General features: G+C 72.7%; 23 protein-coding genes and 7 tRNA genes. 18 read left to right on the top strand and 12 right to left on the bottom strand.

The window, feature by feature from the left end; all coding sequences use genetic code 11:
- The first annotated feature begins 3 nt into the window (after positions 1 to 3).
- Together NFU81_RS17540 and NFU81_RS17545 are read left to right on the top strand one after the other, a co-directional pair.
- Entirely contained in the window at positions 4 to 954 is a 951-nt protein-coding gene (locus tag NFU81_RS17540) for a phosphotransferase (RefSeq protein WP_251491100.1), read from the top strand.
- A gap of 33 nt (positions 955 to 987) precedes the next feature.
- Positions 988 to 1,287, top strand: coding sequence for a TFIIB-type zinc ribbon-containing protein (locus NFU81_RS17545; RefSeq protein WP_251490838.1), 300 nt, complete (start codon positions 988 to 990; stop codon positions 1,285 to 1,287).
- Between the two features lie 45 nt (positions 1,288 to 1,332).
- Here NFU81_RS17545 and NFU81_RS17550 read toward each other — a convergent pair.
- The 5 genes from NFU81_RS17550 to NFU81_RS17570 all read right to left on the bottom strand — a co-directional run bounded on the left by NFU81_RS17550 (position 1,333) and on the right by NFU81_RS17570 (position 1,794).
- A tRNA-Val gene (locus NFU81_RS17550) sits at positions 1,333 to 1,404 on the bottom strand.
- A 28-nt stretch (positions 1,405 to 1,432) separates the two neighbouring features.
- A tRNA-Val gene (locus NFU81_RS17555) sits at positions 1,433 to 1,504 on the bottom strand.
- Between the two features lie 38 nt (positions 1,505 to 1,542).
- Positions 1,543 to 1,614, bottom strand: a tRNA-Val gene (locus tag NFU81_RS17560).
- Between the two features lies 1 nt (position 1,615).
- Positions 1,616 to 1,689 (bottom strand) — tRNA-Cys (locus tag NFU81_RS17565).
- 32 nt (positions 1,690 to 1,721) lie between these two features.
- A tRNA-Gly gene (locus NFU81_RS17570) sits at positions 1,722 to 1,794 on the bottom strand.
- A gap of 190 nt (positions 1,795 to 1,984) precedes the next feature.
- On the opposite strand from NFU81_RS17570, the gene NFU81_RS17575 reads away from it, so the two are divergent.
- From NFU81_RS17575 to NFU81_RS17585, 3 genes are all read left to right on the top strand, one after another.
- The gene (locus NFU81_RS17575; RefSeq protein ID WP_251490841.1) at positions 1,985 to 3,067 is read left to right on the top strand and encodes a chorismate-binding protein; all 1,083 of its coding nucleotides are present in this window, start codon (positions 1,985 to 1,987) and stop codon (positions 3,065 to 3,067) included.
- Positions 3,064 to 3,885, top strand: a complete 822-nt coding sequence (locus tag NFU81_RS17580; protein WP_251490844.1) for an aminotransferase class IV — start codon at positions 3,064 to 3,066, stop codon at positions 3,883 to 3,885. The genes NFU81_RS17575 and NFU81_RS17580 overlap by 4 nt, the downstream gene beginning before the upstream one ends.
- A gap of 111 nt (positions 3,886 to 3,996) precedes the next feature.
- Positions 3,997 to 4,821 carry a GNAT family N-acetyltransferase gene (locus tag NFU81_RS17585; protein ID WP_251490846.1) on the top strand — a complete coding sequence of 275 codons (825 nt, stop codon included), beginning with the start codon at positions 3,997 to 3,999 and terminating at the stop codon, positions 4,819 to 4,821.
- A gap of 181 nt (positions 4,822 to 5,002) precedes the next feature.
- Here NFU81_RS17585 and NFU81_RS17590 read toward each other — a convergent pair whose 3' ends face one another.
- Complete coding sequence (locus tag NFU81_RS17590) at positions 5,003 to 5,515, bottom strand: DsbA family protein (protein ID WP_251490849.1); 513 nt, start codon at positions 5,513 to 5,515, stop codon at positions 5,003 to 5,005.
- A gap of 122 nt (positions 5,516 to 5,637) precedes the next feature.
- Here NFU81_RS17590 and NFU81_RS17595 point away from each other — a divergent pair, with 122 nt between their 5' ends.
- Entirely contained in the window at positions 5,638 to 6,084 is a 447-nt protein-coding gene (locus NFU81_RS17595; protein ID WP_251490851.1) for a hypothetical protein, read from the top strand.
- 255 nt (positions 6,085 to 6,339) lie between these two features.
- On the top strand, positions 6,340 to 6,519 hold the full coding sequence (locus NFU81_RS17600; protein WP_251490853.1) for a hypothetical protein: 180 nt from the start codon (positions 6,340 to 6,342) through the stop codon (positions 6,517 to 6,519).
- 25 nt (positions 6,520 to 6,544) lie between these two features.
- On the opposite strand, the gene NFU81_RS17605 is transcribed toward NFU81_RS17600, so the two are convergent.
- The gene (locus NFU81_RS17605; RefSeq protein WP_251490855.1) at positions 6,545 to 7,132 is read right to left on the bottom strand and encodes a CGNR zinc finger domain-containing protein; all 588 of its coding nucleotides are present in this window, start codon (positions 7,130 to 7,132) and stop codon (positions 6,545 to 6,547) included.
- 198 nt (positions 7,133 to 7,330) lie between these two features.
- The gene (locus tag NFU81_RS17610; protein WP_003959770.1) at positions 7,331 to 7,744 is read right to left on the bottom strand and encodes an SsgA family sporulation/cell division regulator; all 414 of its coding nucleotides are present in this window, start codon (positions 7,742 to 7,744) and stop codon (positions 7,331 to 7,333) included.
- Between the two features lie 191 nt (positions 7,745 to 7,935).
- Here NFU81_RS17610 and NFU81_RS17615 point away from each other — a divergent pair, with 191 nt between their 5' ends.
- From NFU81_RS17615 to NFU81_RS17630, 4 genes are all read left to right on the top strand, one after another.
- Entirely contained in the window at positions 7,936 to 8,349 is a 414-nt protein-coding gene (locus NFU81_RS17615; protein ID WP_251490857.1) for a TIGR02611 family protein, read from the top strand.
- A gap of 63 nt (positions 8,350 to 8,412) precedes the next feature.
- Positions 8,413 to 8,484 (top strand) — tRNA-Val (locus tag NFU81_RS17620).
- A 94-nt stretch (positions 8,485 to 8,578) separates the two neighbouring features.
- A complete protein-coding gene (locus tag NFU81_RS17625) occupies positions 8,579 to 9,043 on the top strand; it encodes an SRPBCC family protein (RefSeq protein ID WP_251490859.1) in 465 nt (154 codons plus the stop codon).
- 38 nt (positions 9,044 to 9,081) lie between these two features.
- Positions 9,082 to 9,156, top strand: a tRNA-Val gene (locus tag NFU81_RS17630).
- Positions 9,157 to 9,238: 82 nt separating this feature from the next.
- Here the strand turns inward: NFU81_RS17630 and NFU81_RS17635 are convergent.
- Positions 9,239 to 10,045 (bottom strand): response regulator, encoded by an 807-nt coding sequence (locus NFU81_RS17635; protein ID WP_251490862.1) that lies wholly within the window; start codon positions 10,043 to 10,045, stop codon positions 9,239 to 9,241.
- Positions 10,046 to 10,294: 249 nt separating this feature from the next.
- Between NFU81_RS17635 and NFU81_RS17640 the strand changes: the two genes are divergently transcribed.
- From NFU81_RS17640 to thrS, 3 genes are all read left to right on the top strand, one after another.
- Positions 10,295 to 11,800, top strand: a complete 1,506-nt coding sequence (locus tag NFU81_RS17640) for a sensor histidine kinase (protein ID WP_251491102.1) — start codon at positions 10,295 to 10,297, stop codon at positions 11,798 to 11,800.
- Positions 11,797 to 13,041, top strand: a complete 1,245-nt coding sequence (locus tag NFU81_RS17645; RefSeq protein WP_251490865.1) for a PP2C family protein-serine/threonine phosphatase — start codon at positions 11,797 to 11,799, stop codon at positions 13,039 to 13,041. Before NFU81_RS17640 ends, NFU81_RS17645 begins: the two co-directional genes overlap by 4 nt.
- Before the next feature lie 119 nt (positions 13,042 to 13,160).
- Positions 13,161 to 15,143, top strand: coding sequence for a threonine--tRNA ligase (gene thrS / locus NFU81_RS17650; RefSeq protein WP_251490868.1), 1,983 nt, complete (start codon positions 13,161 to 13,163; stop codon positions 15,141 to 15,143).
- A gap of 21 nt (positions 15,144 to 15,164) precedes the next feature.
- On the opposite strand, the gene NFU81_RS17655 is transcribed toward thrS, so the two are convergent.
- Complete coding sequence (locus tag NFU81_RS17655; protein WP_251490872.1) at positions 15,165 to 15,827, bottom strand: potassium channel family protein; 663 nt, start codon at positions 15,825 to 15,827, stop codon at positions 15,165 to 15,167.
- A gap of 66 nt (positions 15,828 to 15,893) precedes the next feature.
- Between NFU81_RS17655 and NFU81_RS17660 the strand changes: the two genes are divergently transcribed.
- Entirely contained in the window at positions 15,894 to 16,451 is a 558-nt protein-coding gene (locus NFU81_RS17660) for an HIT family protein (RefSeq protein WP_251490875.1), read from the top strand.
- A 10-nt stretch (positions 16,452 to 16,461) separates the two neighbouring features.
- Here the strand turns inward: NFU81_RS17660 and NFU81_RS17665 are convergent, their stop codons facing one another.
- Together NFU81_RS17665 and NFU81_RS17670 are read right to left on the bottom strand one after the other, a co-directional pair.
- Entirely contained in the window at positions 16,462 to 18,111 is a 1,650-nt protein-coding gene (locus NFU81_RS17665) for a hypothetical protein (protein WP_251490877.1), read from the bottom strand.
- 253 nt (positions 18,112 to 18,364) lie between these two features.
- A complete protein-coding gene (locus NFU81_RS17670; RefSeq protein ID WP_251490880.1) occupies positions 18,365 to 20,578 on the bottom strand; it encodes an elongation factor G-like protein EF-G2 in 2,214 nt (737 codons plus the stop codon).
- 312 nt (positions 20,579 to 20,890) lie between these two features.
- On the opposite strand from NFU81_RS17670, the gene pgsA reads away from it, so the two are divergent.
- The 3 genes from pgsA to NFU81_RS17685 are packed head-to-tail and all read left to right on the top strand — an operon-like array spanning position 20,891 to position 23,681.
- Complete coding sequence (pgsA, locus tag NFU81_RS17675; protein WP_251490883.1) at positions 20,891 to 21,553, top strand: phosphatidylinositol phosphate synthase; 663 nt, start codon at positions 20,891 to 20,893, stop codon at positions 21,551 to 21,553.
- Positions 21,550 to 22,524: a phosphatidylinositol mannoside acyltransferase gene (locus tag NFU81_RS17680; protein WP_251490886.1), complete on the top strand. Its 975-nt coding sequence runs from the start codon at positions 21,550 to 21,552 to the stop codon at positions 22,522 to 22,524. The genes pgsA and NFU81_RS17680 overlap by 4 nt, the downstream gene beginning before the upstream one ends.
- Positions 22,521 to 23,681: a glycosyltransferase family 4 protein gene (locus tag NFU81_RS17685; protein ID WP_251490889.1), complete on the top strand. Its 1,161-nt coding sequence runs from the start codon at positions 22,521 to 22,523 to the stop codon at positions 23,679 to 23,681. Before NFU81_RS17680 ends, NFU81_RS17685 begins: the two co-directional genes overlap by 4 nt.
- Positions 23,682 to 23,684: the final 3 nt, after the last annotated feature.

A 23,684-nucleotide genomic window follows, 5' to 3' on the forward strand; every position in this document is an offset into this window, starting at 1 on the left:
GGCCTGCGGGGCGAGCGGCCCGAGCGGGCGGCCGACCCAGCGGCGCCCACCGTCCCCGCCGCCACCACCGTCCTGGCCGACCGGCCCGACGGCACCGTCGTCCGGGTCGGCGCCGTCGTCGCCAAGGCCCACGCACCCGGTACGGACGCCGCCGCGCTCGCCGTACGGATCGCGGTGGCCGGCCACCCGCTGCTGCGCGGCGTCCTGCTGGCGCCGCTGCCACCGGCAGGCCCTTCCGCCGAGGCCGGCCGGGAGGGCGCGGCCGGCTCCGGCGGCGGTGCGGTGCGCGGCCGCCCCGTCACCGCATGGCCCTACGGCGTCCCGGTCGACCGGCACGACCCGGCTGCCGCGCCCTGGGCCGAGGCGGCCGTCCTGCTGGCCCGGCTGCACAGCGTGCCCGAGGCCGCGCTGCCCGGTCCGCTGCCGCCGATGCGCGGCCCCGCCAAGGCCGCGCTCGCCGTCGCCCGGCTGCGCGGCATCGCCGACTCGGCCGAGGCCCGTACCGTCCGCAGGGCCTGGCGCCGGCTGCCCGCCTGGGCCAGGGACGAGGCCCCGTACCCGGGGCCGGCCCCCGCCGCGCTCTGCCACGGAGACCTGCACCTGGGCCAGCTGGTCCGGCACCCCGTGCCGGACGGCGACTGGCTGCTGATCGACGTGGACGATCTCGGCACCGGGCCGGCCGCCTGGGACCTGGCGCGACCGGCCATGTGGTTCGCGGCGGGACTGCTCGCCCCGGAGGCCTGGGCGCTCTTCCTGGCGGCCTACCGCGCCGCCGGCGGCCCCGCGGTCCCGGAGAGCGGCGACCCGTGGGCACAACTCGACGTCCCCGCCCGTGCGCTGGCCGTGCAGACCGCCGCGATCGGGGTGGCGAAGGCGGCCAGGGACGGCCGTGACCTGGACGAGGCCGAGACCGAACTCGTCGCCACCTGCGCCCGTATCGCCCAACTAGAGTGAACTCATCTGCCAACGCGAGGAGATGAGGCGACCATGGTCTGCCCCAAGTGTCACGGCCACATGCAGACGTACAACCGCAGTGGCGTCCAGATCGAGCAGTGCGGCAACTGCCGCGGCATCTTCCTCGACTACGGCGAGCTGGAGGCGCTGACCCAGCTCGAAGGCCAGTGGAACCAGCCGGCCCCGCCGCCGCAGGCCTACCCCGCGCCGCACGTCCAGCCCGGCTACCCACAGCCGCCCGCCCCGGCCTGGGGCGCCCCGCAGTACGGGCACGGGCACGGCCACAAGAAGCACCACGGCCACAGCTTCGGGCACATGCTCTTCTCGTCCTGACGACGACGGAGGGCCGGAAGCAGAAGCTTCCGGCCCTCGGGTGCGTGGACGATACTGGGATTGAACCAGTGACCTCTTCCGTGTCAGGGAAGCGCTCTCCCGCTGAGCTAATCGTCCTCGGGCGGCGCTGTGCGCCGGTGGTGCGTGCGCGATACTGGGATTGAACCAGTGACCTCTTCCGTGTCAGGGAAGCGCTCTCCCGCTGAGCTAATCGCGCGGGCGTCCTGTTGTGGACTCGGACCCTGTGGGGTCCAGTGGACGATACTGGGATTGAACCAGTGACCTCTTCCGTGTCAGGGAAGCGCTCTCCCGCTGAGCTAATCGTCCTTGGAGGTGGAGACGGGATTTGAACCCGTGTAGACGGCTTTGCAGGCCGTTGCCTCGCCTCTCGGCCACTCCACCAACACAGCAGGGGAGGATGATCCCCCACGTCGAGCGGACGACGAGATTCGAACTCGCGACCCTCACCTTGGCAAGGTGATGCTCTACCAACTGAGCCACGTCCGCACGCCCCCCGAATCAAACTCCCGGGGCGACGGGTTGAACTCTAGCGGATTCCCCGGCCAGCTCAAAAACCGGTTTCCGCAGCGTGCCGGGCCAATGACGAGCAGTTGACGTGCCGGGCACCGCCTCACCCCCCGTGACCTGCCCCGCCTAGACTCGGCCCCGCCCCGCTCCAGTCCCCCAGGGAAACACCGTGCGCGATCTCGCCCCCATGGCCCGTTTCGGCGGTCTTGTCGCCTCCGACCTGCGCGATGTCACCGCGGACCCGGCCGCTCTGGACTCCGCGGGCTTCTGGGCGGTCGCGGTGGACTTCGAGGGCCGTACGGTCTGCGCCCGCTTCGGCGACGTACGCCGCGGCCCGCGCGAGCCCGCCGCCCTCGGCGCGAGCGCCGCCGGATGGCGCGGACCCGACCCGGCCTCCTGGACCAGCTCCATGGACCGGCAGGCGTACGAGGCCGGCGTCCGCACGATCAGGCAGCGCATCGCCGCGGGCGACGTCTACCAGGTCAACCTCTGCCGGGTGCTCACCGCGCCGCTGCCGGCCGCCCCAGGCTCCGGCCCCGGTCCCGACATCGACGCGCTCGGCGCGGTCCTCGCGCTCGGCAACCCCGCGCCCTACGCCGGTACGATCCGGCTGCCCGCGCACGGCGTCGAGATCGCCACCGCCTCGCCCGAGCTCTTCCTCAGCCGGCACGGCCGCACCGTCGAGTCCCGCCCGATCAAGGGCACCGCACGCACCGCCGACGCCTTCCTGCCCAAGGACGACGCGGAGAACGTCATGATCGTCGACCTGGTGCGCAACGACCTCGGCCAGGTCTGCACCACCGGCTCGGTCACCGTGCCCGCGCTGTGCGCCGTCGAACCGCACCCCGGCCTGGTCCACCTGGTCTCCACCGTCCGCGGTGAGCTGCGCCCCGGCGCCGGCTGGCCTGAGCTGCTCGCCGCCGCGTTCCCGCCGGGATCGGTCACCGGCGCACCGAAGTCCAGCGCGCTGCGGATCATCGGCGAGCTGGAGACCGCTGCCCGCGGCCCCTACTGCGGCGCGGTCGGCTGGGTCGACGCCGACCGCGGCACCGCCGGGCTCGCCGTCGGCATCCGCACCTTCTGGATCGACCGCGGCACCGCGGGACGCCCCGAACTGCGGTTCGGCACCGGCGCCGGCATCACCTGGGGTTCCGACCCGGCGGGTGAATGGGCGGAGACGGAACTCAAGGCCGAGCGGCTGCTGGCGGTAGCGTCGGAGGTACACGAGGCAAGGGGAAGGACACTTCGGTGAAGATCTGGGTGGACGGCGGACTGCGGGAGACCGCGGACGCCACGGTGTCGGTACTGGACCATGGGCTGACCGTCGGGGACGGCGTCTTCGAGACGCTCAAGACCACGCAGGGGCGCGCGTTCGCCCTCACCCGGCACCTCAGGCGGCTGGCGCGCTCCGCCCGCGGCCTCGGCCTGCCCGAGCCCGACCGGGACGAGGTGGCCCGGGCCTGCCAGGCGGTGCTCGACGCCAACCCGATGCCGCACGGCCGGCTCAGGATCACCTACACCGGCGGCGTCTCCCCGCTCGGCTCCGACCGCGGCGACGCCGGTGCCACGCTGGTGGTCGCCATGAGCGCGGCCACCCCGAACCCCGGCCCGACCGCGATCGTCACCGTGCCGTGGACCCGCAACGAGCGCGGCGCGCTCACCGGCCTGAAGACCACCTCGTACGGCGAGAACGTCGTGGCGCTGGCCCGCGCCCGCGAACAGGACGCCACCGAGGCGGTCTTCGCCAACACCACAGGCCGGCTGTGCGAGGGCACCGGCTCGAACGTCTTCGTCGTCCTCGACGGCCGGCTGCTCACCCCGCCGCTGTCGTCCGGCTGCCTGGCCGGCATCACCCGCGAACTGGTCGTCGACTGGGCCGGCGCGGAGGAGGAGGACCTGCCCTACGAGGCGCTGGCCGAGGCGGAGGAGGTCTTCATCACCTCCTCGCTGCGCGACGTGCAGCCCGTCCACCGCGTCGACGCCCGCGAACTGCCGGGCGCACCAGGCCCGGTGACCGCCAAGGCCATGGAGGTCTTCGCCGAGCGCTCCGCGGACCACCCCAACCCGTAGGCCCTCCCCGCCGCGTACCGCCGGCGCCCCCTGGCGGTACGCCCGCGGGACCGTACACTCGACCGCACCCCGCGCTGGGGAACCGCGGGTGGGGGGACGGGAGCGCGACGCATGACGACGACCCTGAGACCGGCAGGACCCGAGCGGCGCCGGCAGGACGGTGCCCGGTCGCGGGACTACACCGTCTGCGTCAACGGGCGGCCGGTCGGCAGCGTACGGATCGCCGCCGAGCCGCACGGCGGCCCCGGCCGGATCGACGCGCTCGCCGTCGACGAGCAGGACCGGCGGCGCGGCCGCGGCACGGTCGCGGCGCTCGCCGCCGAGGAAGTGCTGCGGCAGTGGGGCTGCACCCGGGTGCTGGTCTCGGTGCCCGACGAGGCCGAGTACGCGCTGCGGCTGGCCACCGCGCTCGGCTACACCGAGACCAACCGCACGCTGCACAAGGACCTCGCGCCGGGCGCGGGGCGCCACCAACTGCCGCCCGGCAGCGTGCTGCGGGAGCTGACCGCGCAGGACCGCCAGGACTGGCTGGCGCGGCAGCGGAACGGCTTCGTGGCCGCCCTCACCGCCGCCGGGGTGCCCGCGGACCACGCGGAGGCCCATGCCGCGGCCTCCTACGCCGAGGCCCTGCCCGGCGGCGGCCCGGCGCCCGGCGCCGCCCTGCTCGCCCTCGACCACGAGGGCGCCACCGTCGGTCGGCTCTGGCTGCACACGGCCCCCGGCCCCGGGTGGGTCCAGGCGGTCGAGGTCCCCCCGGCCCACCGCGGACGCGGTCACGGCCGCACGCTGATGCTGGCCGCCGAGGCCGCGTGCCGCATGGCGGGCACCACCGCGGTCGGCCTGAACGTCTTCACCGCCAACGAGGTGGCGATCCGCCTCTACACCTCCCTGGGCTACCGCGTGCAGCTGCGCCAGCTCTGGAAGCCACTCGCCTAGCGGCGCGCTGTCACCGAGGGGGTGGGTGCCCCCTGCGGTGGCCGGTCGCGTTTCCCCTGCGGCGGGTTGCCCGCGCTCCCGGAAGAGCTCACCCCCTCCGCGGAGGGCAAGCTCTCAGGGGGAAACCGAGCACCGGGCGCCGCACCGGGACAGACGTCCCGCCACCGCGAAGAGCGATCGCCTACGCGAGGAGGCCGTCCGCCAGGGACTCGATGCGGGCGCGCAGGCCGTCCTGGGACTTGCCGCCGTCCAGGCGTTCGCCGGCGATGACGTACGTGGGGGTGCCGGTCACGCCGATCGCCTTGCCCTCGGCAAGGTCCGCGTCGACGACCAGCAGGTGCCGCCCGTCGATCAGCGCGGTGTCGAACTCCTCGGCGTCGAGGCCGAGTTCGCCGGCGATCTCCACGAGCAGCGGTTCACCGGCGGTGCCCAGGTCCTCCGCGCGGGCGAGTACGGCCTCGGCGTACTCCCAGCCGCGGCCCTGCGCGTACGCCTCCTCGTAGGCCTGCGCCGCCGCGACGGCATGTGCGTGCTTGGGCAGCGGGAAGTGCCGCAGCTGGATGTCGAGGGCGTCGCCGTACCGCTCGCGCAGCGCCCGCAGGTCGCCGAGGGCGGTGCGGCAGTCGGGGCACTGCAGCTCGCACCAGACGTCGAGGACGGCGCGGCGGCCGGCCGGGGGAGGGGGAAGATCCATGCGGCCAGTCTCCCACTCGGGGAGGAGGCACCCCGGAGATCCCCCTGAACCTCGGCCTGCACCGTGGCCCTACCCGCCCGCCCGGGGGCACGATGGAAGGATCGACCGACGGGAGCCGCAGGATGCTGACCACGACGCTATGTGCCGCGCTGTCCGCGGGCGGCCTGGCCATCGCGATGCTGACCGCCTACCGGCGGCGCTTCCTGGCGGCCACCAGGATCGCCGCGGCGTCCCTGGTGCCGGTCGGGCTGGCGATGGCCGGCCTGGTCACGCTGGGCCGCAAGGTCGGCACCGCCACCGGCCACTGGGCCGCCGACCTGGTCCTCAAGCCGACCGTGTGGATGGGCTTCGGCGTCCTCGCCGTCGCCGCCATGCTCTACGGCATCACCCGGCTGATCTCGGCCCGGCTGCCGGAGGGCCAGGACCGCGCACCGGCCGCGGTGCCCGGCGCGTCCACCCCGGCGATACCGCCCGGCCGCCCGGCAGCGGCCGGGCGCAGGGGCGGCTCGGACAGCGGCCTGTCCGACTTCGCGGACGTCGAGGAGATCCTCAAGCGCCGCGGCATCTGACGCGGCGGCCGGCACGGCTGTCCACCGACCGGACGGCTTCTGCCCGCATGCTGGAAGATCCCCTGGGAGTCCGCGTGTTGGGCCACGAGCGCCCCCGCGCTGCGCAAAGATCATCGTGTGCTGCCCACCACCGGCGACTGCGTCGCCGCTGCGCGGCCGGACCGTGCCGGACCGACCGCCTCCGATGTCATCCCTGCTCCCCGAACCGCTCCCCGAACCGCTTCTCGCCCCGCCCCCCGCGCCTCCGGCGCCGCAGTGCCCCTGGAGCCCCTGGAGCCCCTCCAGAGCCTGCGGCCCCCGGCTGCGGGCTCCGCGCCCGCGCACGAGCCGCAGGGCTGCCTCTACGCCCTCTCCCAGCCCCCGCTGATGCTCTTCCTGCTGGTGATCGGCGGCCTGCTGGGCCTGGGCGCGGCGTACGACCTGCTGTTCCTCTGACGGCCCGCGGCAGGTCCGGGCGCCCTCAGGACGCGGCAGCGGCCTCGTCGGTGCCCGCCTCGCCGGCCTCGCGGCGCCTGGCCCGGTAGGCGGCCACGTGCAGCCGGTTCCCGCAGGTGCGGCTGTCGCAGTAGCGGCGGGAACGGTTGCGGGACAGGTCCACGAACGCGTGCCGGCAGTCCGGCGCGTCGCAGCGCCGCAGCCGCTCCCGCTCGCCGGCCACGATCAGGAAGGCCAGCGCCATCCCGCAGTCCGCGGCCAGGTGGTCGGACAGCGAAGCGCCCGGCGCGAAGTAGTGCACGTGCCAGTCGTAGCCGTCGTGGTCGGTGAGCCGGGGTGTGGTGCCCGCCTCGGCGATCATCGCGTTGAGCATGGTGGACGCGGTCGCGTCGTCGGTGGTGGCGAAGACCTCGGTGAAGCGGGTGCGCACCGCGTGGACCGCGCTGATGTCGAGCCGGTCGAGCCGGCCGATCTCGCTGACCTTGTTGCGCTCCACGAAGGCGCGCAGGTCGGCCACCTCGGCCAGCGACTCGCGGCCCGCGATCGCGGGCGCGGTGTTGATCAGGTCGACCACACTGTCGAGCGCGCACCTGGTGTCATGGTTGATCAGCACGGAACGCTCCCTGCCGGCGTCGTCGAGCGGCTGCGTCCCGTGACTCTAGCGCGCGAGAGCCGCCGCCGTGGGGGTGCGGGTCCCACGGCGGCGGCTCTCGTTCCTGCGGTGTCAGGCGGCCGGGCACTGCCCTGTGCCGCCTTGGGTGTCCGGGCTGTCCCCCCGAGTAGGACGGCCGCGGACGGTCGGTGACCGGTCTCAGCTCTCCGCGAGGATGTGGGAGAGCTCGGTGTCGAGGTCGAAATGGCGATGCTCGGTACCCGGCGGCACCGCGGCGTCCGTCCGCTTCAGGAAGGACTCCAGGGCACGCGCCGGGGCTTCGAGCAGGGCTTCGCCCTCGGGGGAGCTGAGGGCGATGCACACGACGCCCTGACCGTGGCTGCGGGATGGCCAGACTCTGACGTCTCCGGTGCCGGTGGGCCGGTGCAGACCCTCGGCGAGCAGGTCGCGGGCGAACACCCATTCGACCGTCTCTTCGGCTCCGGTGTGGAAGGTGGCGTGCACGGCATACGGATCGGCCGTGTCGTACCGCAAGCCCGCGGGTACAGGCAGTGAGGATTCGCTCGACACAACGAGGCGCAGGTGCAGCTCGCAGCTGACCGTGGTGTTCATAAGCGCCAGGGCCTTTCGCTCAGTGTGCGCTCGGGGATTCGCACGTCGGCGAAATCGACATGCCACCTGCAAGGACGTTGTAAACCCCTCTGAGAAGTTTGTGAGGCTTCCCGTACCTCGTACGGGCTAGTCACGAGAAGGGCGGAACGACCATTTCAGTGATCGTGGTGCCGTCCGGTACGTTGGCATATATGACCGCGGAGAGTGACGAGACGGACAGAGCCGTGGCCAGCGATTCACGGCTCGGTTCGCGAGCCCCCGCCTTCGTGCAGCGATCACGACCGCTGCACGCGGTGTGGCGTGCCGGAATCTTCCTGGTCGGCCTCGCTGTGATCGGCGGCGGCGTGATCCTGCTGCCGCTGCCGGGACCCGGCTGGCTGATCATCTTCGGCGGCATGGCGATCTGGGGCACCGAGTTCGTCTGGGCGCAGAAGGTGCTGCGCTGGACCCGCCGCAAGGTCACCGAGGCCGCCAGGGCCGCCGCCGACCCCCGGGTCAGGCGGCGCAACCTGGTGATCGGCACGCTGGTCGTGGCCGCCCTGATCGGCCTCGCGGTCTGGTACGTGTGCAGCTTCGGCTTCACCGTGCCGTGGCGGGCGGGCTGATCCCGCGGGGTCGCGGGTTGGTCCGAAGGCCTGCTCGGGTGCGGTAAAGTAGTGCGCACGCCGGGGCGATTAGCTCAGCGGGAGAGCACTTCGTTCACACCGAAGGGGTCACTGGTTCGATCCCAGTATCGCCCACCCGGACCGAGGGTCCCGGAAACCGTTCAGACGGTTTCCGGGACCCTCGGCGTTTCCCGACATACGCCCGGCGCCTCCGCGCACACTGGGCCGTATGGACTGGAGTCACTACCGATTCCGCAGCACCTGGCGGCTGGACTCACCGCCCGACGCCGTCTACCGGGTCCTGGAGCGCCCCGACTTCTACCCCCGGTGGTGGCCGCAGATCCGCGAGGTCCGGCAGACCGGCGACACCACAGGAGTGCTCCGCTTCCGCTCCGTCCTGCCCTACGACCTGGTGGTCACCGCCCGCTCCACCCGCCAGGACCCCGAGCGCCGGATCCTCCAAGTCGCTCTGGCCGGTGACCTGGAGGGCTGGGTCCGCTGGACGGTCACCCCCGACGGCCCCGGCACCCGGCTGCTGTTCGAGCAGGACGTGGTCGTGCGCAAGCCGCTGATGCGGCGCCTTGCCGTCCCCGGCCGGCTCTTCTTCGTCGCCAACCACGCCCTGATGATGCGCAGCGGCCGCACCGGCCTGCTGGCCCGGCTCGCCGCCGCCGAGCGCGGCGATGTCGTTTGAACGCCGGGCGCGTTCGCCTGTAGGGTTCCACTCGTCCCGGGCGATTAGCTCAGCGGGAGAGCACTTCGTTCACACCGAAGGGGTCACTGGTTCGATCCCAGTATCGCCCACCACCACAGGCGGTTGCCGCCTGGAGGCAGCAAAGGGGCCGCCCCTCGGGGCGGCCCCTTCTGCATGCTCCGGTGCGGGCGTGCGTCACTCCTGGACGGGGATGGTCGCCGTCTCCAGGAAGAACTGGTCGATGCTGCGCACCGACTGCAGGAAGTCGTCGAGGTTGACCGGCTTGGTCACGTAGGCGTTGGCGTGCCGCTGGTAGGCCGCGCTCACGTCGTCCGGGGTGGCCGAGGTGGTGAGGACCACGACCGGGATCGTGCACAGGTCGGCGTCCTCCTTGAGCACCGCGAGCAGCTCCCGGCCGTTCATCCGCGGCATGTTGAGGTCGAGCACGATGAGATCGGGCCGCGGCCGCTCGGGGTCGCGCAGATACTCCAGCGCCTCGATGCCGTCGTCGGCCCGCCCGATGGCGCGGGCGACGCCGCCCTCGCTGAGGGCCTCCTCGATCAGCAGGGCGTCGGCAGGGTCGTCCTCGACGAGGAGCACGTGATAAGCGCGTTGGGGGACAAGGGCATTCACAGCGGTGCTCCTGGTGTTCCGGTCGGTGATCGGACGGGGCTGCGGCGGTGTGGCGAAGACCAGCCCCGGCCAGCGGCGGCGGGCGCCCTGGCGGGTGATGCCCCATGCGCGTCCGAGGTCGGGGTAGCCGGCGCCGCCGAGTGCGGCGGCCGACGCGGCCTGTGCGGCACGGTTCCGGGCCGCGTTCAGGATGTAGGAGAGCGCCTGGAGCCGGGCCAGCGCTTCGCCGGCGTCCCCGTCCCGCGCCGGGCCCTCCCGGCCGCGCAGCGCCTCCGCGGCAAGCCGGCCCGCGAGTTCCTCCACCGCCTGCTCGGCAAGTGAGACGAGCTCGTTGTGGCGGGGAGGGACAACGGACGACGTGCCGTGCACCACTGGACTATAGGCAGCCGCCTGATCGCCTGACAACCGGAGTTGTCCTGTGGATACGATGTCGCCGCCGACCACTGCGGGTCGTCGCCGGGTCCCTCCAGCGACGTGGCATGCGATGTGCAGGAGGTAAGGGTGACGGCGGCGACCGACGCGCGCGAGGCGGCTCCCGAAGCCCGCGAGCGACCGCGGGCAGGGACCGGGAGCAGATGGCGGTGGACGACGCGGCGCTGGCTCTCGGTCGGCGTCGCGATGGCGCTGACGGTCCTGCTGGCGCTGGGGATCGCGGGCGGCTTGGCGCTGCACCGCGCGTCCGCTCTGGACCGCACGGTGATCGAGGTGGACACCCCGGCACTGGTCTCCGCGGTGCGGCTGGAGAGCGCGCTGACCGACCAGGAGACCGGTGTCCGCGGCTACGGCCTGACCGGGCAGGAGTCCTTCCTCGACCCGTACCGCACCGGCGTCGACGACCAGCGGACGTACACCGCCAGGCTGCGCACGCTGGTGGCGGACGACCCGGCGGCCGGCGCGGACCTCGACGAGGTCACCCGGCAGGCGGCGGCCTGGCAGCAGCTCATCGCCCTGCCCGTGGTCGCGGCCCCGCCCGGCGGGCCGGTCGCGCTGGCCGTGGAACGCGCCGACGAGGGCAAGCGCGCCTTCGACAAGGTGCGCGCCGCGACGGCCGGCCTCCAGCAGACGCTCGCCCAGCACCGCGACCGCTCCCGCGCCCAGCTGCGCGACGCCGGGCGGATCCGCGACCGGACCCTGCTGCTCATCGCGGCGCTGATCCTGGGCCTGACCGCGGCGGTGTTCGCCGGCCTGCGCCGCGGTGTCACCCGCCCGCTGGACCAGCTGTCGAGCGACGTACGCAAGGTCGCGGGCGGCTCGTTCGACCACGAGGTGATCCCGACGGGACCCGCCGACCTGCGCATGCTCGCCGCCGACATCGAACTGATGCGCGGCCGGATGGTCCGCGAGCTGGCCTTCTCCGACGCGGTGCGGCAGCAGCTGGACGAGCGCGCCAGGGATCTGCGCCGGTCGAACGAGGAGCTGGAGCAGTTCGCCTACGTGGCCTCGCACGACCTGCAGGAGCCGCTCCGCAAGGTCGCGAGCTTCTGCCAGCTGCTGGAACGCCGCTACGCCGACCAGCTCGACGAGCGCGCGGGCCAGTACATCGGCTACGCCGTCGACGGCGCCAACCGCATGCAGACCCTCATCCAGGACCTGCTGTCCTTCTCCCGGGTGGGACGGCTGCACGCCGAGACCTCGCCGGTGGACCTGGAGGAGCTGTTCACCCGCACCGCGGACGCCCTCAGCATCGCGATCGAGGAGTCGGGCACCGATCTGAGCCACGACGAACTGCCCACCGTGACCGGCGACCCCACGCAGCTCGGGGTGCTGCTGCAGAACCTGCTGTCCAACGCGGTCAAGTTCCGCAGCCCTGACCGTCCGGCACGCGTCCAGGTCACCGCCGCCCGCCACGACGACGGGATGTGGCACTTCGCGGTCGCCGACAACGGCATCGGGATCGACAAGGAGTTCGCGGAACAGGTCTTCGTGATCTTCCAGCGGCTGCACACCCGCGAGACGTATCCCGGCAACGGGATCGGCCTGGCCCTCTGCAAGAAGATCGTCGAGTTCCACGGCGGATCCATCGCGGTCGACACCGGGTACGCCCCCGGTACGCGCATCACCTTCACCTTGCCCGGGTCCGCCGCCGGTCAGGACCCCGCTGCGCCCGAGGAGAGCCAGGAGTGACGCAGGCACAACCCGGTACGGCAGCCGAGCCGGCCGGCGGCAGATTCCGCATTCTGCTGATCGAGGACGACCCGGGCGACGCGCTGCTGGTCGAGGAGTACTTCGCGGACTCCACGCTGGACGTCGACATGCGGTGGGTGCAGAACCTCGCCGACGGTATGGCCGAGGCGGGCCGCAGCACGCCCGACTGCATCCTGCTCGACCTGCACCTGCCCGACGCCATGGGCCTGGGAGCGGTGGGCCGGATCCAGTCGGCCAGCCCCACCGCGGCCGTCATCGTGCTGACCGGGCTAGCGGAGGACAGCGCGGGTCCCGAGGCCGTCGCCTCGGGCGCGCAGGACTACCTCGTCAAGGGCTCGGTCACCGGTGAGCTGCTGGACAAGGCGGTCCGCTACGCCGTCCACCGCAAGCAGGCCGAGCGCACCGCGGCGGAGCTGCGCGTCAACCAGCAGCGCGCGCAGGAGAACCAGCGTCTGGAGCGCGGGCTGCTGCCGGTGCCGATGCTCTCCGCGAGCGCGCCCGTCGCACCGAGGTCCTGCTACCTGCCGGGCCGCGAGGGAGCGCTGCTGGGCGGGGACTTCCTCGACGTCGTGGAGACGGCGGACGGCACCGTCCACGCCGTCATCGGCGACGTCAGCGGCCACGGGCCCGACGAGGCCGCGATCGGGGTGTGCCTGCGCATCGCCTGGCGCTCGCTGATCCTCGGCGGCCACCGGGCCGGCGAGCTGCTCGCGCTGATGGACCGCATCCTGGTCGCGGAGCGCACCTATCCCTCGATGTTCGCCACCGTCGCGACGCTGTCCATCGACCGTGCGGTCGGCCGGGCCGACATCACGCTCGCCGGGCACGACACGCCGCTGCTCCTGGAGAACGGGCTCGCCACCCCGGTGGACGCGCAGCCCGGCATAGCCCTCGGCATGCTCCCGGGCGCCGACGACTGGACCACCACGAGGATCAAGCTCCCGCCGGCCGGCGCGCTGCTGCTGCACACCGACGGGCTGGTCGAGGGCCATGCGGGCAGCGGTTCCGAGCGGCTCGGGACGGAGGGCCTGATCCGTGTCATCGGGACGGCGCCCGCGCCGTGGGACCGTACGCTGATCGACCACCTGACCACCGTCACCCGCCGCCTCGACGGGGGGCGCCATCTCGACGACGTCGCCGTGCTCCTGCTGAGCTGGGGGTCCCCCGGTCCTGCGGACGGCCGGCCGCAGGACGCGGTCCCGCCGCCGCGGAGTGCGTGACGGGTTTTCCACAGGCCCGGCGGCGGGCTTCGCGGGGAGAGCTCCCGGCTCGGTACGATTCAGCGGTGCGGCGAGCGCTCGCCGCACCGTCCCGTACGACCTCAGTCAGGAGCAGACCGGTGTCAGACCTCCGTGTGATCATCAAACGCGATTCCGCCGAACCGGAAGAGCGGACGGTCACGACGGGCACGACCGCGGCCGAGCTGTTCCAGGGCGAGCGGTCGGTGATCGCCGCCCGCGTCGGCGGCGAGCTGAAGGACCTGGCCTACGCCGTGGCCGACGGCGAGGAGGTCGAGCCGGTCGAGATCAGCAGCGAGGACGGGCTGAACATCCTGCGGCACTCCACCGCGCACGTCATGGCGCAGGCGGTGCAGGAGCTGTTCCCCGACGCCAAGCTGGGCATCGGCCCGCCGGTCAGGGACGGCTTCTACTACGACTTCGACGTCGACAAGCCCTTCCACCCCGATGACCTCAAGGCCATCGAGAAGAAGATGCAGGAGATCCAGAAGCGCGGCCAGCGCTTCTCCCGCCGGGTCGTCACCGACGAGCAGGCCCGCCAGGAACTGGCCGGCGAGCCGTACAAGCTGGAGCTGATCGGCCTCAAGGGCTCCTCGGCGACCAGCGACGACGGGGCGGACGTCGAGGTGGGCGGCGGCGAGCTGACCATCTACGACAACCTGGACGCGAAGACCGGCGAGCTGTGCTGGAAGGACCTGTGCCGCGGCCCGCACCTGCCGAGCACGCGGAACATCCCGGCGTTCAAGCTGATGCGCAATGCCGCCGCCTACTGGCGCGGCAGCGAGAAGAACCCGATGCTGCAGCGGATCTACGGCACCGCGTGGCCCACCAAGGAAGAGCTCAAGGCGCACCTGGACTTCCTGGAGGAAGCCGCCAAGCGCGACCACCGCAAGCTCGGCTCCGAGCTGGACCTGTTCTCCATCCCCGAGCAGATCGGCTCCGGGCTGGCCGTCTTCCACCCCAAGGGCGGCATCGTCCGCCGGGTCATGGAGGACTACTCGCGCCGCAGGCACGAGGAGGAGGGGTACGACTTCGTCTACACCCCGCACGCCACCAAGGGCACGCTCTTCGAGATCTCCGGCCACCTGGACTGGTACGCCGACGGCATGTACCCGCCCATGCAGCTCGACGAGGGCACGGACTACTACCTCAAGCCCATGAACTGCCCGATGCACAACCTGGTCTTCGACGCGCGCGGCCGCTCCTACCGCGAACTGCCGCTGCGGTTCTTCGAGTTCGGCACGGTCTACCGCTACGAGAAGTCCGGCGTCGTGCACGGCCTGACCCGGGCACGCGGCTTCACCCAGGACGACGCGCACATCTACTGCACCAAGGAGCAGATGGCCGACGAGCTCGACTCGACGCTGACCTTCGTGCTCAACCTGCTGCGGGACTACGGGCTCACCGACTTCTACCTGGAGCTGTCCACCAAGGACCCGGAGAAGTACGTCGGCTCCGACGAGGTGTGGGAGGAGGCGACCGAGACGCTGCGCAAGGTCGCCGAGAAGCAGGGCCTGCCGCTGGTGCCCGACCCGGGCGGCGCCGCCTTCTACGGCCCGAAGATCTCCGTCCAGACCAAGGACGCAATCGGCCGCAGCTGGCAGATGTCCACCGTGCAGCTGGACTTCAACCTGCCCGAGCGCTTCGACCTCCAGTACACCGCCCCCGACGGCTCGCGCCAGCGCCCCGTCATGATCCACCGGGCGCTGTTCGGCTCGATCGAGCGCTTCTTCGCGGTGCTGCTCGAGCACTACGCGGGCGCCTTCCCCGCGTGGCTGGCCCCGGTTCAGGCGGTCGGCATCCCGGTCGGCGACGCGCACGTGCCGTACCTCCAGGAGTTCGCCGGCGAGGCCAAGCGCAAGGGGCTGCGGGTCGAGGTGGACGCGTCCTCGGACCGGATGCAGAAGAAGATCAGGACGCACCAGAAGCTGAAGGTGCCGTTCATGATCATCGTCGGCGACGAGGACATGACCAACGGCACGGTCTCCTTCCGCTACCGCGACGGCTCGCAGGAGAACGGCATCCCGCGTGACCAGGCACTGGCCAAGCTGGTCGACGTCGTGGAGCGCAGGGTCCAGGTCTGACGCGACGGCCGCCCCCGGGTCTCAGCGACCCGGGGGCAGTTCTCCCTCGCGGGCGAAGGCCTGGTAGAGCCAAGACGAGAAGGAGCCGGTCACCGCGCCCAGCAGGGCCAGGCCCATCAGCATCAGGAACGCCGCGATCCACCTGCCCGCGGCGGTGACCGGGGTGACATCGCCGTAGCCGACCGTGGTGAGCGTCTCGCATGCCCACCACACCGAGTCGCCGAAGGTGCGGATGGTCGCGCCGGGGGCGTACCGCTCCTGCTGGTAGACCGCCAGCGCGCCGGAGAAGCCGAGCAGCAGCGCCGCCATGCCCGCGTACGCGATCACCCGGCCGTACAGGCTCAGCCGCGGCTGCTCGTGGCGGCGCTGCACCACCTGGTAGATGTGGACCGCCCGCAGCGGGCGCAGCAGCGGCAGCACCAGCACGACCGTTTCGAGCAGGTGGTGGGCGACGTAGTGCGGGCCGAAGCGCCCGCCGCTGAGCCGCAGCCGCACGACGTAGTCAACGGCGAAGCACGCCCAGGTGGCGCCGATCACGGACAGCAGCGCGTCGTGCCCGGCCTGCGGCAGGCCGGGGTCCAGTACGTGTGCCGCGTAGGCGCTCAGAAAGATCAGCGACAGGAGGAACAGCGGGCCCTCGCTGCGGTTCTCCCAGCGGGTCAGCCGGCTGCCGTCGTCGTCCATCCGGCCAGGATTGCGGTACGCGGGCGGTGGCAGGCCCGGCGACACGCGTGCGTGCGGCGAAGTCCTATGCTGATCGGCATGACGAGTGAGCCGCAGCAGGGGCAGGGAGCGGGGGTACCGGACGCGTTCCAGCGGCTGTGGACCCCGCACCGCATGGCGTACATCCAGGGTGAGAACAAGCCCACCGGGCCGGGCGCCGGCGACGGATGCCCCTTCTGCGCGATCCCGTCCGAGTCCGACGAGGACGGCCTGGTCATCAGGCGGGGCGAGCACGTCTACGCGGTGCTGAACCTCTACCCGTACAACAGCGGGCACCTGATGGTGGTCCCGTACCGCCATGTCGCGGACTACACCGAGCTGGACGCGGCCGAGACCGTGGAACTGGCCGAGTTCACCAAGCGGGCGATGACCGCGCTGCGGTCGGCGTCGGCGGCGCAGGGCTTCAACATCGGGATGAACCAGGGCGACGTGGCAGGGGCCGGCATCGCCGCGCACCTGCACCAGCACGTGGTGCCGCGCTGGGGCGGCGACGTCAACTTCATGCCGGTGGTGGGCCACACCAAGGTGCTCCCGCAACTCCTCGCCGACACCCGCAAGATGCTCGCGGACGCCTGGCCGCGGTAACCCCGGGGGGCTACGCGTCGTAGGCGTCCGCCTTCCGCGGCTCCACGCCCTGGACGAGGCCGCTGAGCACCATCGAGCGGTTGGTGAAGTGCGAGGTGTCCACACCGTTCTCGGTCATCACCTGGATCGCGGCGGAGTGGACCGCGCGCAGCACCGGGGTCGCCGCGCGCAGCGCGTCGTCGGCCATGAAGCGGTGCTGCCAGGGCTTGTCGACCCAGGTGTGCCGCAGCCCGAACGGCTCGGGCAGCGTCAGGGTGCCGCCGAAGTAGTCCAGGATCGGCGGGAACCAGGTCAGCGGTGCCCGGGCGGCGAGCCTGACGACCTCGCCCGAGTCGATCAGCGGCAGCTGCACGGTCTTGGTCTCCCAGAACTTGACCGGCTTGCTGACCGTCTTCTCCTTGTCCGGCGGCCCGTCGGTGAACAGCGAGTTGATCGGGCCGAGCGCGTGCGCGGTGACGTCGACCCGCAAGGTGTGGGCGAGCACCGTGACGGTGACCAGCAGGGTGATGACGAGGTTGCCGTCCCACAGGGTGAACTGGATGCCCAGGTAGTGGCGGTTGCCCTTGCCGAACTGCTGGGTGTTGCAGATCCGCTGGATCTCGAAGTCCTTGACGGAGAAGGAGTCGACCTCCGGTCCCGTGGGGCGGACGATCTTCTTGGCGCCCTCACCTATCGGGGCCACCACCCAGTGCCGTATCGACGGCTTGGTGAAGCCGCCGGTGTGCAGCGGGCCGCGCTCCAGCATGCGCAGCTTGTCGTGGATCGCGCGGATCACGTCCCAGCTGCGGAAGGGGTTGATGTCGGTGACGCCCTCCGCGGGGATGAGCTCCTCGGCCATGTGCCAGCTGCCCCAGCGGGTGCCCATGCCCAGTATTCCCTTGGGCCCCGCGTAGAAGACGACGTTGCTGCTCTGCTCGGCCGACAGCTTCGCCAGCGACTGCCGCAGGCGCTCCGCGCGGACCTGGTTGGGGTTGCGGGGGACCGCCTCGGGGATCTTGGCGCCGACCGCGGTGCCGCCCACCAGGCCCTTCCAGCGGTCGCGCAGGTCCTTCGCGGTGCGCTCGCAGATCCGCTTGGCCCAGAACCAGCCGATGACCGGGGCGATCATCATCACCCGGAAGTACTGCTGCCAGAAGCCGGAGAAGGGCGGTTTGATCGCGAACAGCACGGTCAGCGCGATCGCGACCGCCAGCACGGCGCCGCCCAGCGCCCCGTAGCGGTTGCCGCCCGCCTTGAGGGTGGCGAGCGACCGGCGCAGCTGGAAGGCGCCGAGCCACAGCAGCATGCCGGGCAGGAAGAGCAGCCCGCAGACGCCCATGACGACGGTCAGCCGGGTGTCGCGCTCCTGCCGGATGCGGTTGGCGGCCAGGCAGTGCTCGACGACGGTCTGCGGCTCGATGCCGAAGGACTGCACCAGCTCCTTGCGCGCGGCGCCGAGCATGCGGACCTGGACGGCCCGCGCCCAGGCCTCGCCGAGGTTCGGCTCGAACAGCGACAGCCGGGGGGGCTTGACCGAGGCGGCGTCGTTGATGCCGACCAGCGCCCCGACCTTCGAGTCGCGGTAGGCCGCGGACGCGAGCGCCTGCGTGGCGCCGGTCTCGCCGTCGGTGCCCGTCAGCGGGATCTGCGCCCCCGGGCTGAAGTCGAACCCGTCCGTCACCGAAGCCCCCAGTCCGCCGTTCCGCCCGCCAGCACGCGGCTCCGACCGGCCCATTCCCCGCCGGGGTGCGCATCACACGTTCGGAGCACTCACCAGATTAGCGGCGCGGCGGCCCGCGGGGTGCCCACGAGCCGCCAACAGGTCGTCACCATGCGTGCCACGAGGCCGGATTGCGCCTGCTCGGGGCCTTACGCCGACGCTTTCCGGCCATCCGAGGGCCGCCGCCGCACAGCGGCCGCGGCGGCCCTCGCCGCTACCCGGCCCGCTCCTCCTCCTGCTGCCGCATCCTCGCCGCCAGCGCCGCGGGCATCGGCTCGTGCCTGGCGTAGTGCCGGCTGAAGCGCCCGGTGCCGTGCGAGAGCGACCGCAGGTCGACCGCGTAGCGCCCGATCTCGATCTCGGGCACGTCCGCGCGCACCAGCGTGCGCCCGGGTCCCGCGGGTTCGGTGCCCAGCACCCGCCCGCGCCGCCCCGACAGGTCGCTCATCACCGGGCCGACGTACGCGTCGGGCACCTGCACCCCGACCTCGGCGACCGGCTCCAGCAGGTGGATGCGGCAGAGCGCGGCGGCCTCGCGCAGCGCCAGCGCGCCCGCGGTCTGGAACGCCGCGTCGGAGGAGTCGACCGAGTGCGCCTTGCCGTCGGACAGCGTCACCCTGATGTCGACCACGGGGAAGCCGAGCACCACCCCGCGGGCGGCCTGGGCGCGTACGCCCTTCTCCACCGACGGGATGAACTGCCGCGGCACCGAGCCGCCGATCACCTTGTCCACGAACTCGATGCCCGAGCCGACCGGCAGCGGCTCCACCTCGATGTCGCAGATCGCGAACTGCCCGTGCCCGCCTGACTGCTTGACGTGCCGGCCGCGTGCGGTGGCGGCCTCGCCGAAGGTCTCGCGCAGCGACACCCGGTAGGGCACCGCGTCGACCCGCACGCCGTAGCGGCTGCGCAGCCGCTCCAGGGCCACGGCGGCGTGCGCCTCGCCCAGGCACCACAGCACGACCTGCCGGGTCGCCGGGTTCTGTTCGAGCCGCATCGTCGGGTCCTCGGCGACCAGTCGGGACAGGCCCTGGGACAGCTTGTCCTCGTCCGCCTTGCTGTGCGCCTCGATGGCGACCGGCAGCAGCGGGTCGGGCATCCGCCAGGGCTCCATCAGCAGCGGCCGGTCCTTGCCCGACAGCGTGTCGCCGGTCTCGGCGCGGGAAAGCTTCGCCACGCACACCAGGTCGCCGGCCACCGCTGAGGGCACCGGGCGCTGGTGCTTGCCGAACGGCGAGGACAGTGCGCCGACGCGCTCGTCGACGTCGTGGTCCTCGTGCCCGCGGTCCTCCATGCCGTGCCCCGACACGTGCACGGTCTCGTCGGGGCGCAGGGTGCCGGAGAAGACCCGCACCAGACTGATCCGGCCCACGTAGGGGTCGGAGGAGGTCTTCACGACCTCCGCGGCCAGCGGCCCCTCCGGGTCGCAGGACAGCGTCGTGCGCCCGCCGTCCAGCGAGGTGACCGGCGGCACCGCCCGCTCCAGCGGGGTGGGGAAGCCGCCGGTGATCAGTTCCAGCAGTTCCACGGTGCCGATGCCCTGCCGGGCGCCGTCGACGGCGGGGGCCGCGGCCACCACCGGGTGGAAGGTGCCGCGGGCGACGGCCCGCTCCAGGTCGGCCACCAGCGTGTCGACGTCGATGTCCGCGCCGCCGAGGTAGCGGTCCATCAGCGTCTCGTCCTCGCTCTCGGCGATGATCCCCTCGATGAGCCGGTTGCGGGCCTCGGTGAGCAGCGGCAGCAGCTCGGGGTCCGGGTCGCGCTCCACCCGCTCGCCCGAGGAGTAGTCGTGCACCCGCTGCGACAGCAGCCCGGCCAGGCCCGTCACCGGGGCGTGCCCGTCGGGTCCCTCGGGGCCGTGCACCGGCAGGTACAGCGGCAGCACCGCGTCCGGGTCGTCGCCGCCCAGCTCGCGGGCGAACTGCGCGGCGGTCTCCTCGAAGCCGGCCCTGGCCGACTCCAGGTGCGTGACGACCACCGCCCGCGGCATGCCGACCGCGGCGCACTCGTCCCACACGATGCGGGTCGCGCCGCCGATGCCCTCGCCGTCCTGCGCGGCCGAGACCACGAAGAGGGCCGCGTCCGCCGCGCGCAGACCGGCCCGCAGTTCCCCGACGAAGTCGGCGTATCCGGGGGCGTCCAGCACGTTGATCTTGATGCCGTCCCATTCGACCGGCACCAGCGACAGCTGGACCGAGCGCTGCTGGCGCTGCTCGATCTCGTCGTGGTCGGAGACCGAGCCGCCGTCCTCGACCCGGCCCGCCCGGTTCACCGCTCCTGTGGTCAGCGCGAGCGCCTCCACCAGCGTCGTCTTCCCTGCTCCGCTGTGGCCGACCAGCACCACATTGCGCACCTTGTCGGGGCGGTCGGCCGTCGGTGCCCTTCCGGCGGCCCCTGGTTGTCCGTCTCTCCTGTCGGCTGCACTCACGTGCACTCGCCTCCCGGGTCCTGCCCGCATGGAGTCCGCGCCCTCGTCGGGGGCGCGCGCCAGGGACGCCACGGGAGACCGCGTACAGGCGAGGCGGCCTCGACGACGCCCGCGGTCTTTCGACCTTCCCACGACCGTCAGGTCGCGTCCATACGTCGCACGGGTGCCGGTCGGCTCGCTCTGCTGCGGGGGCGCCCGCGGCGGCCCCGGCGGTGCCTGCCGCGTCGGCCCGTCGGCGGCTGGCTACGATGGGCCATCCGGTGGCGGCCTCGGGCCGCCGCGACCCACATCCTCCGACCCGTCGGGAAGGCCATGCTGAACAAGTACGCGCGTGCGTTCTTCACGCGTGTTCTCACGCCGTTCGCCGCATTTCTCCTGCGCAAGGGGGTCAGCCCCGACACGGTGACCCTGATCGGTACCGCGGGAGTGATGGCAGGTGCGCTGGTCTTCTACCCCAGGGGCGAGTTCTTCTGGGGCACCGTCGTCATCACCCTGTTCGTCTTCTCCGACCTGGTCGACGGCAACATGGCCCGGCAGGCCGGGGTCTCCAGCCGCTGGGGCGCCTTCCTGGACTCCACCCTGGACCGGGTCGCCGACGCGGGGATCTTCGGCGGCCTGGCCATGTGGTACGCGGGCAACGGCGACAACCTCCCGCTGTGCGCGGTGTCCATCTTCTGCCTGGCCAGCGGCCAGGTCGTGTCCTACACCAAGGCGCGCGGCGAGGCCATCGGCCTGCCGGTGAACGTCAACGGCCTGGTCGAGCGGGCCGAGCGGCTGGTGATCACCCTGGTGCTGTGCGGCTTCTCCGGCCTGCACAAGTTCGGCGTGCCCGGCATCCAGTACCTGCTGCCGATCGCGCTGTGGGCGGTCGCGGCGGGCAGCCTGGTCACCCTGATCCAGCGGGTGGTGACCGTACGCCGGGAGTCCGCGGAGGCGGACGCGGCGGCGCTGGCCGAGCACAGGAGCGGCGTGTGAGGGGTGAGGGCGGCTCCCAGGCCGCCAGGCTCAGGGAGAGCCTGGTCGACGGCCTGTACGGGGCCGGGTGGGGCGCGGTCAAGAAGCTGCCGGAGCCGGCGGCCACGGCGCTCGGCCGTACCGTCGCCGACGCGGCCTGGCGGCGGCGCGGCAAGGGCGTGCTGCGCCTGGAGTCCAACCTGGCCCGGGTGGTGCCGGACGCGGACGAGGCCCGGCTGCGCGAGCTGTCCAGGGCCGGCATGCGCTCCTACCTGCGGTACTGGATGGAGTCCTTCCGGCTGCCGGCCTGGAGCAAGGACCGGGTGCGCGGCGGTTTCGCACCGGCCGACGTGCACTACCTGACCGGCGGCCTGGCCACCGGCAACGGCGTGATCCTGGCGCTGCCGCACATGGCCAACTGGGACCTGGCGGGCGCCTGGGTCACCACCAAGCTGGAGACGCCGTTCGCCACCGTCGCCGAACGCCTCAAGCCCGAGACGCTCTACGACCGCTTCGTCGCCTACCGCGAGGGCCTGGGCATGGAGGTGCTCCCGCACACCGGCGGCAGCGCGTTCGGCACCCTGGCCCGGCGGCTCCGCGACGGCGGCCTCGTGTGCCTGGTCGCCGACCGCGATCTGTCGTCCTCGGGCGTCGAGGTCGACTTCTTCGGAGAGAAGACCCGGATGCCGGCGGGTCCCGCGCTGCTCGCCCAGCAGACCGGGGCGCTGCTGCTGCCGGTCACCCTCTGGTACGACGACTCGCCGGTGATGCAGGGCAGGGTGCACCCGCCCATCCCGGTGCCCGACAGCGGCAACCGCGGGTACCGCACCGGCGTGATGACCCAGGCGCTCGCGGACGCGTACGCCTCCGGCATCGCCGAGCACCCGCAGGACTGGCACATGCTGCAGCGGCTCTGGCTGGCCGACCTGGAACCGCGGGCGGCCGCCGTACCCGTGGCGGGCACCGACGGCAGCGGAACGGGGAAAGCGTGAGGATCGGGATCGTCTGCCCGTACTCCTGGGACGTCCCCGGCGGCGTCCAGTTCCACATCAGGGACCTCGCCGAGCACCTGACCGGCCTCGGCCACCACGTCTCGGTGCTCGCGCCCGCCGACGACGAGACCCCGCTGCCGCCGTACGTCGTCTCGGCCGGCCGCGCGGTCCCCGTGCCCTACAACGGCTCGGTGGCCCGGCTGAACTTCGGCTTCCTGTCCGCGGCCCGGGTCAGGCGCTGGCTGCACGACGGCGGCTTCGACGTCGTCCACATCCACGAGCCGACCTCGCCCTCGCTGGGGCTGCTCGCCTGCTGGGCCGCGCAGGGGCCGATCGTGGCGACCTTCCACACCTCCAACCCGCGCTCGCGGGCGATGATCGCCGCGTACCCGATCCTGCAGCCCGCGCTGGAGAAGATCAGAGCGCGCATCGCGGTCAGCGAGTACGCCAGGCGCACCCTGGTCGAGCACCTGGGCGGCGACGCGGTCGTCATCCCCAACGGGGTCGACGTGGACTTCTTCGCCCGCGCGGAGCCGCGCAGGGAGTGGCAGGGCGACACCATCGGCTTCATGGGCCGGATCGACGAGCCGCGCAAGGGCCTGCCGGTACTGATGCGGGCGCTGCCGGCGATCCTCGCGGAGCGCCCGCAGACCCGGCTGCTGGTCGCCGGCCGCGGCGACGCGGAGGAGGCCGTCGCCACGCTGCCCGAGCACATGCGCGGCCGGGTCGAGTTCCTCGGCATGGTCAGCGACGAGGACAAGGCCAGACTGCTGCGCAGCGTCGATCTCTACCTGGCGCCCAACACCGGCGGCGAGTCCTTCGGCATCATCCTGGTCGAGGCGATGTCGGCCGGCGCCGCGGTGCTGGCCAGCGACCTCGACGCGTTCGCGCAGGTGCTCGCGCAGGGTGAGGCGGGCGAGCTGTTCGCCAACGAGGACGCCGGCGCGCTGGCGTCCGCCGCGCTGCGGCTGCTCGCCGACCCCGCGCGGCGCACCGCGCTCAGCGAGCGGGGCCGGGCGCACGTGCGGCGCTTCGACTGGACGTCGGTCGGCGCGGACATCCTGTCGGTCTACGAGACGGTCGCCGACGGCGCCGCGCGCGTCGCCACCGACGAGCGCACCCGGTCGCGCGGCTTCTTCGGCCCCACACGCCGGTAGCCT

Source organism: Actinacidiphila cocklensis (assembly GCF_907177275.1).
Lineage (GTDB): Bacteria > Actinomycetota > Actinomycetes > Streptomycetales > Streptomycetaceae > Actinacidiphila > Actinacidiphila cocklensis.

What these genes read in the sequence shown, in the direction of transcription:
- NFU81_RS17610 (WP_003959770.1), bottom strand. Translation starts at nt 7,744, where the DNA reads ATGAACACCACGGTCAGCTGCGAGCTGCACCTGCGCCTCGTTGTGTCG.
- NFU81_RS17640 (WP_251491102.1), top strand. Translation starts at nt 10,295, where the DNA reads ATGGCGCTGACGGTCCTGCTGGCGCTGGGGATCGCGGGCGGCTTGGCG.
- NFU81_RS17625 (WP_251490859.1), top strand. Translation starts at nt 8,579, where the DNA reads ATGGACTGGAGTCACTACCGATTCCGCAGCACCTGGCGGCTGGACTCA.
- NFU81_RS17615 (WP_251490857.1), top strand. Translation starts at nt 7,936, where the DNA reads ATGACCGCGGAGAGTGACGAGACGGACAGAGCCGTGGCCAGCGATTCA.
- NFU81_RS17595 (WP_251490851.1), top strand. Translation starts at nt 5,638, where the DNA reads ATGCTGACCACGACGCTATGTGCCGCGCTGTCCGCGGGCGGCCTGGCC.
- NFU81_RS17585 (WP_251490846.1), top strand. Translation starts at nt 3,997, where the DNA reads ATGACGACGACCCTGAGACCGGCAGGACCCGAGCGGCGCCGGCAGGAC.
- NFU81_RS17590 (WP_251490849.1), bottom strand. Translation starts at nt 5,515, where the DNA reads ATGGATCTTCCCCCTCCCCCGGCCGGCCGCCGCGCCGTCCTCGACGTC.
- NFU81_RS17545 (WP_251490838.1), top strand. Translation starts at nt 988, where the DNA reads ATGGTCTGCCCCAAGTGTCACGGCCACATGCAGACGTACAACCGCAGT.
- pgsA (WP_251490883.1), top strand. Translation starts at nt 20,891, where the DNA reads ATGCTGAACAAGTACGCGCGTGCGTTCTTCACGCGTGTTCTCACGCCG.
- NFU81_RS17655 (WP_251490872.1), bottom strand. Translation starts at nt 15,827, where the DNA reads ATGGACGACGACGGCAGCCGGCTGACCCGCTGGGAGAACCGCAGCGAG.
- NFU81_RS17660 (WP_251490875.1), top strand. Translation starts at nt 15,894, where the DNA reads ATGCTGATCGGCATGACGAGTGAGCCGCAGCAGGGGCAGGGAGCGGGG.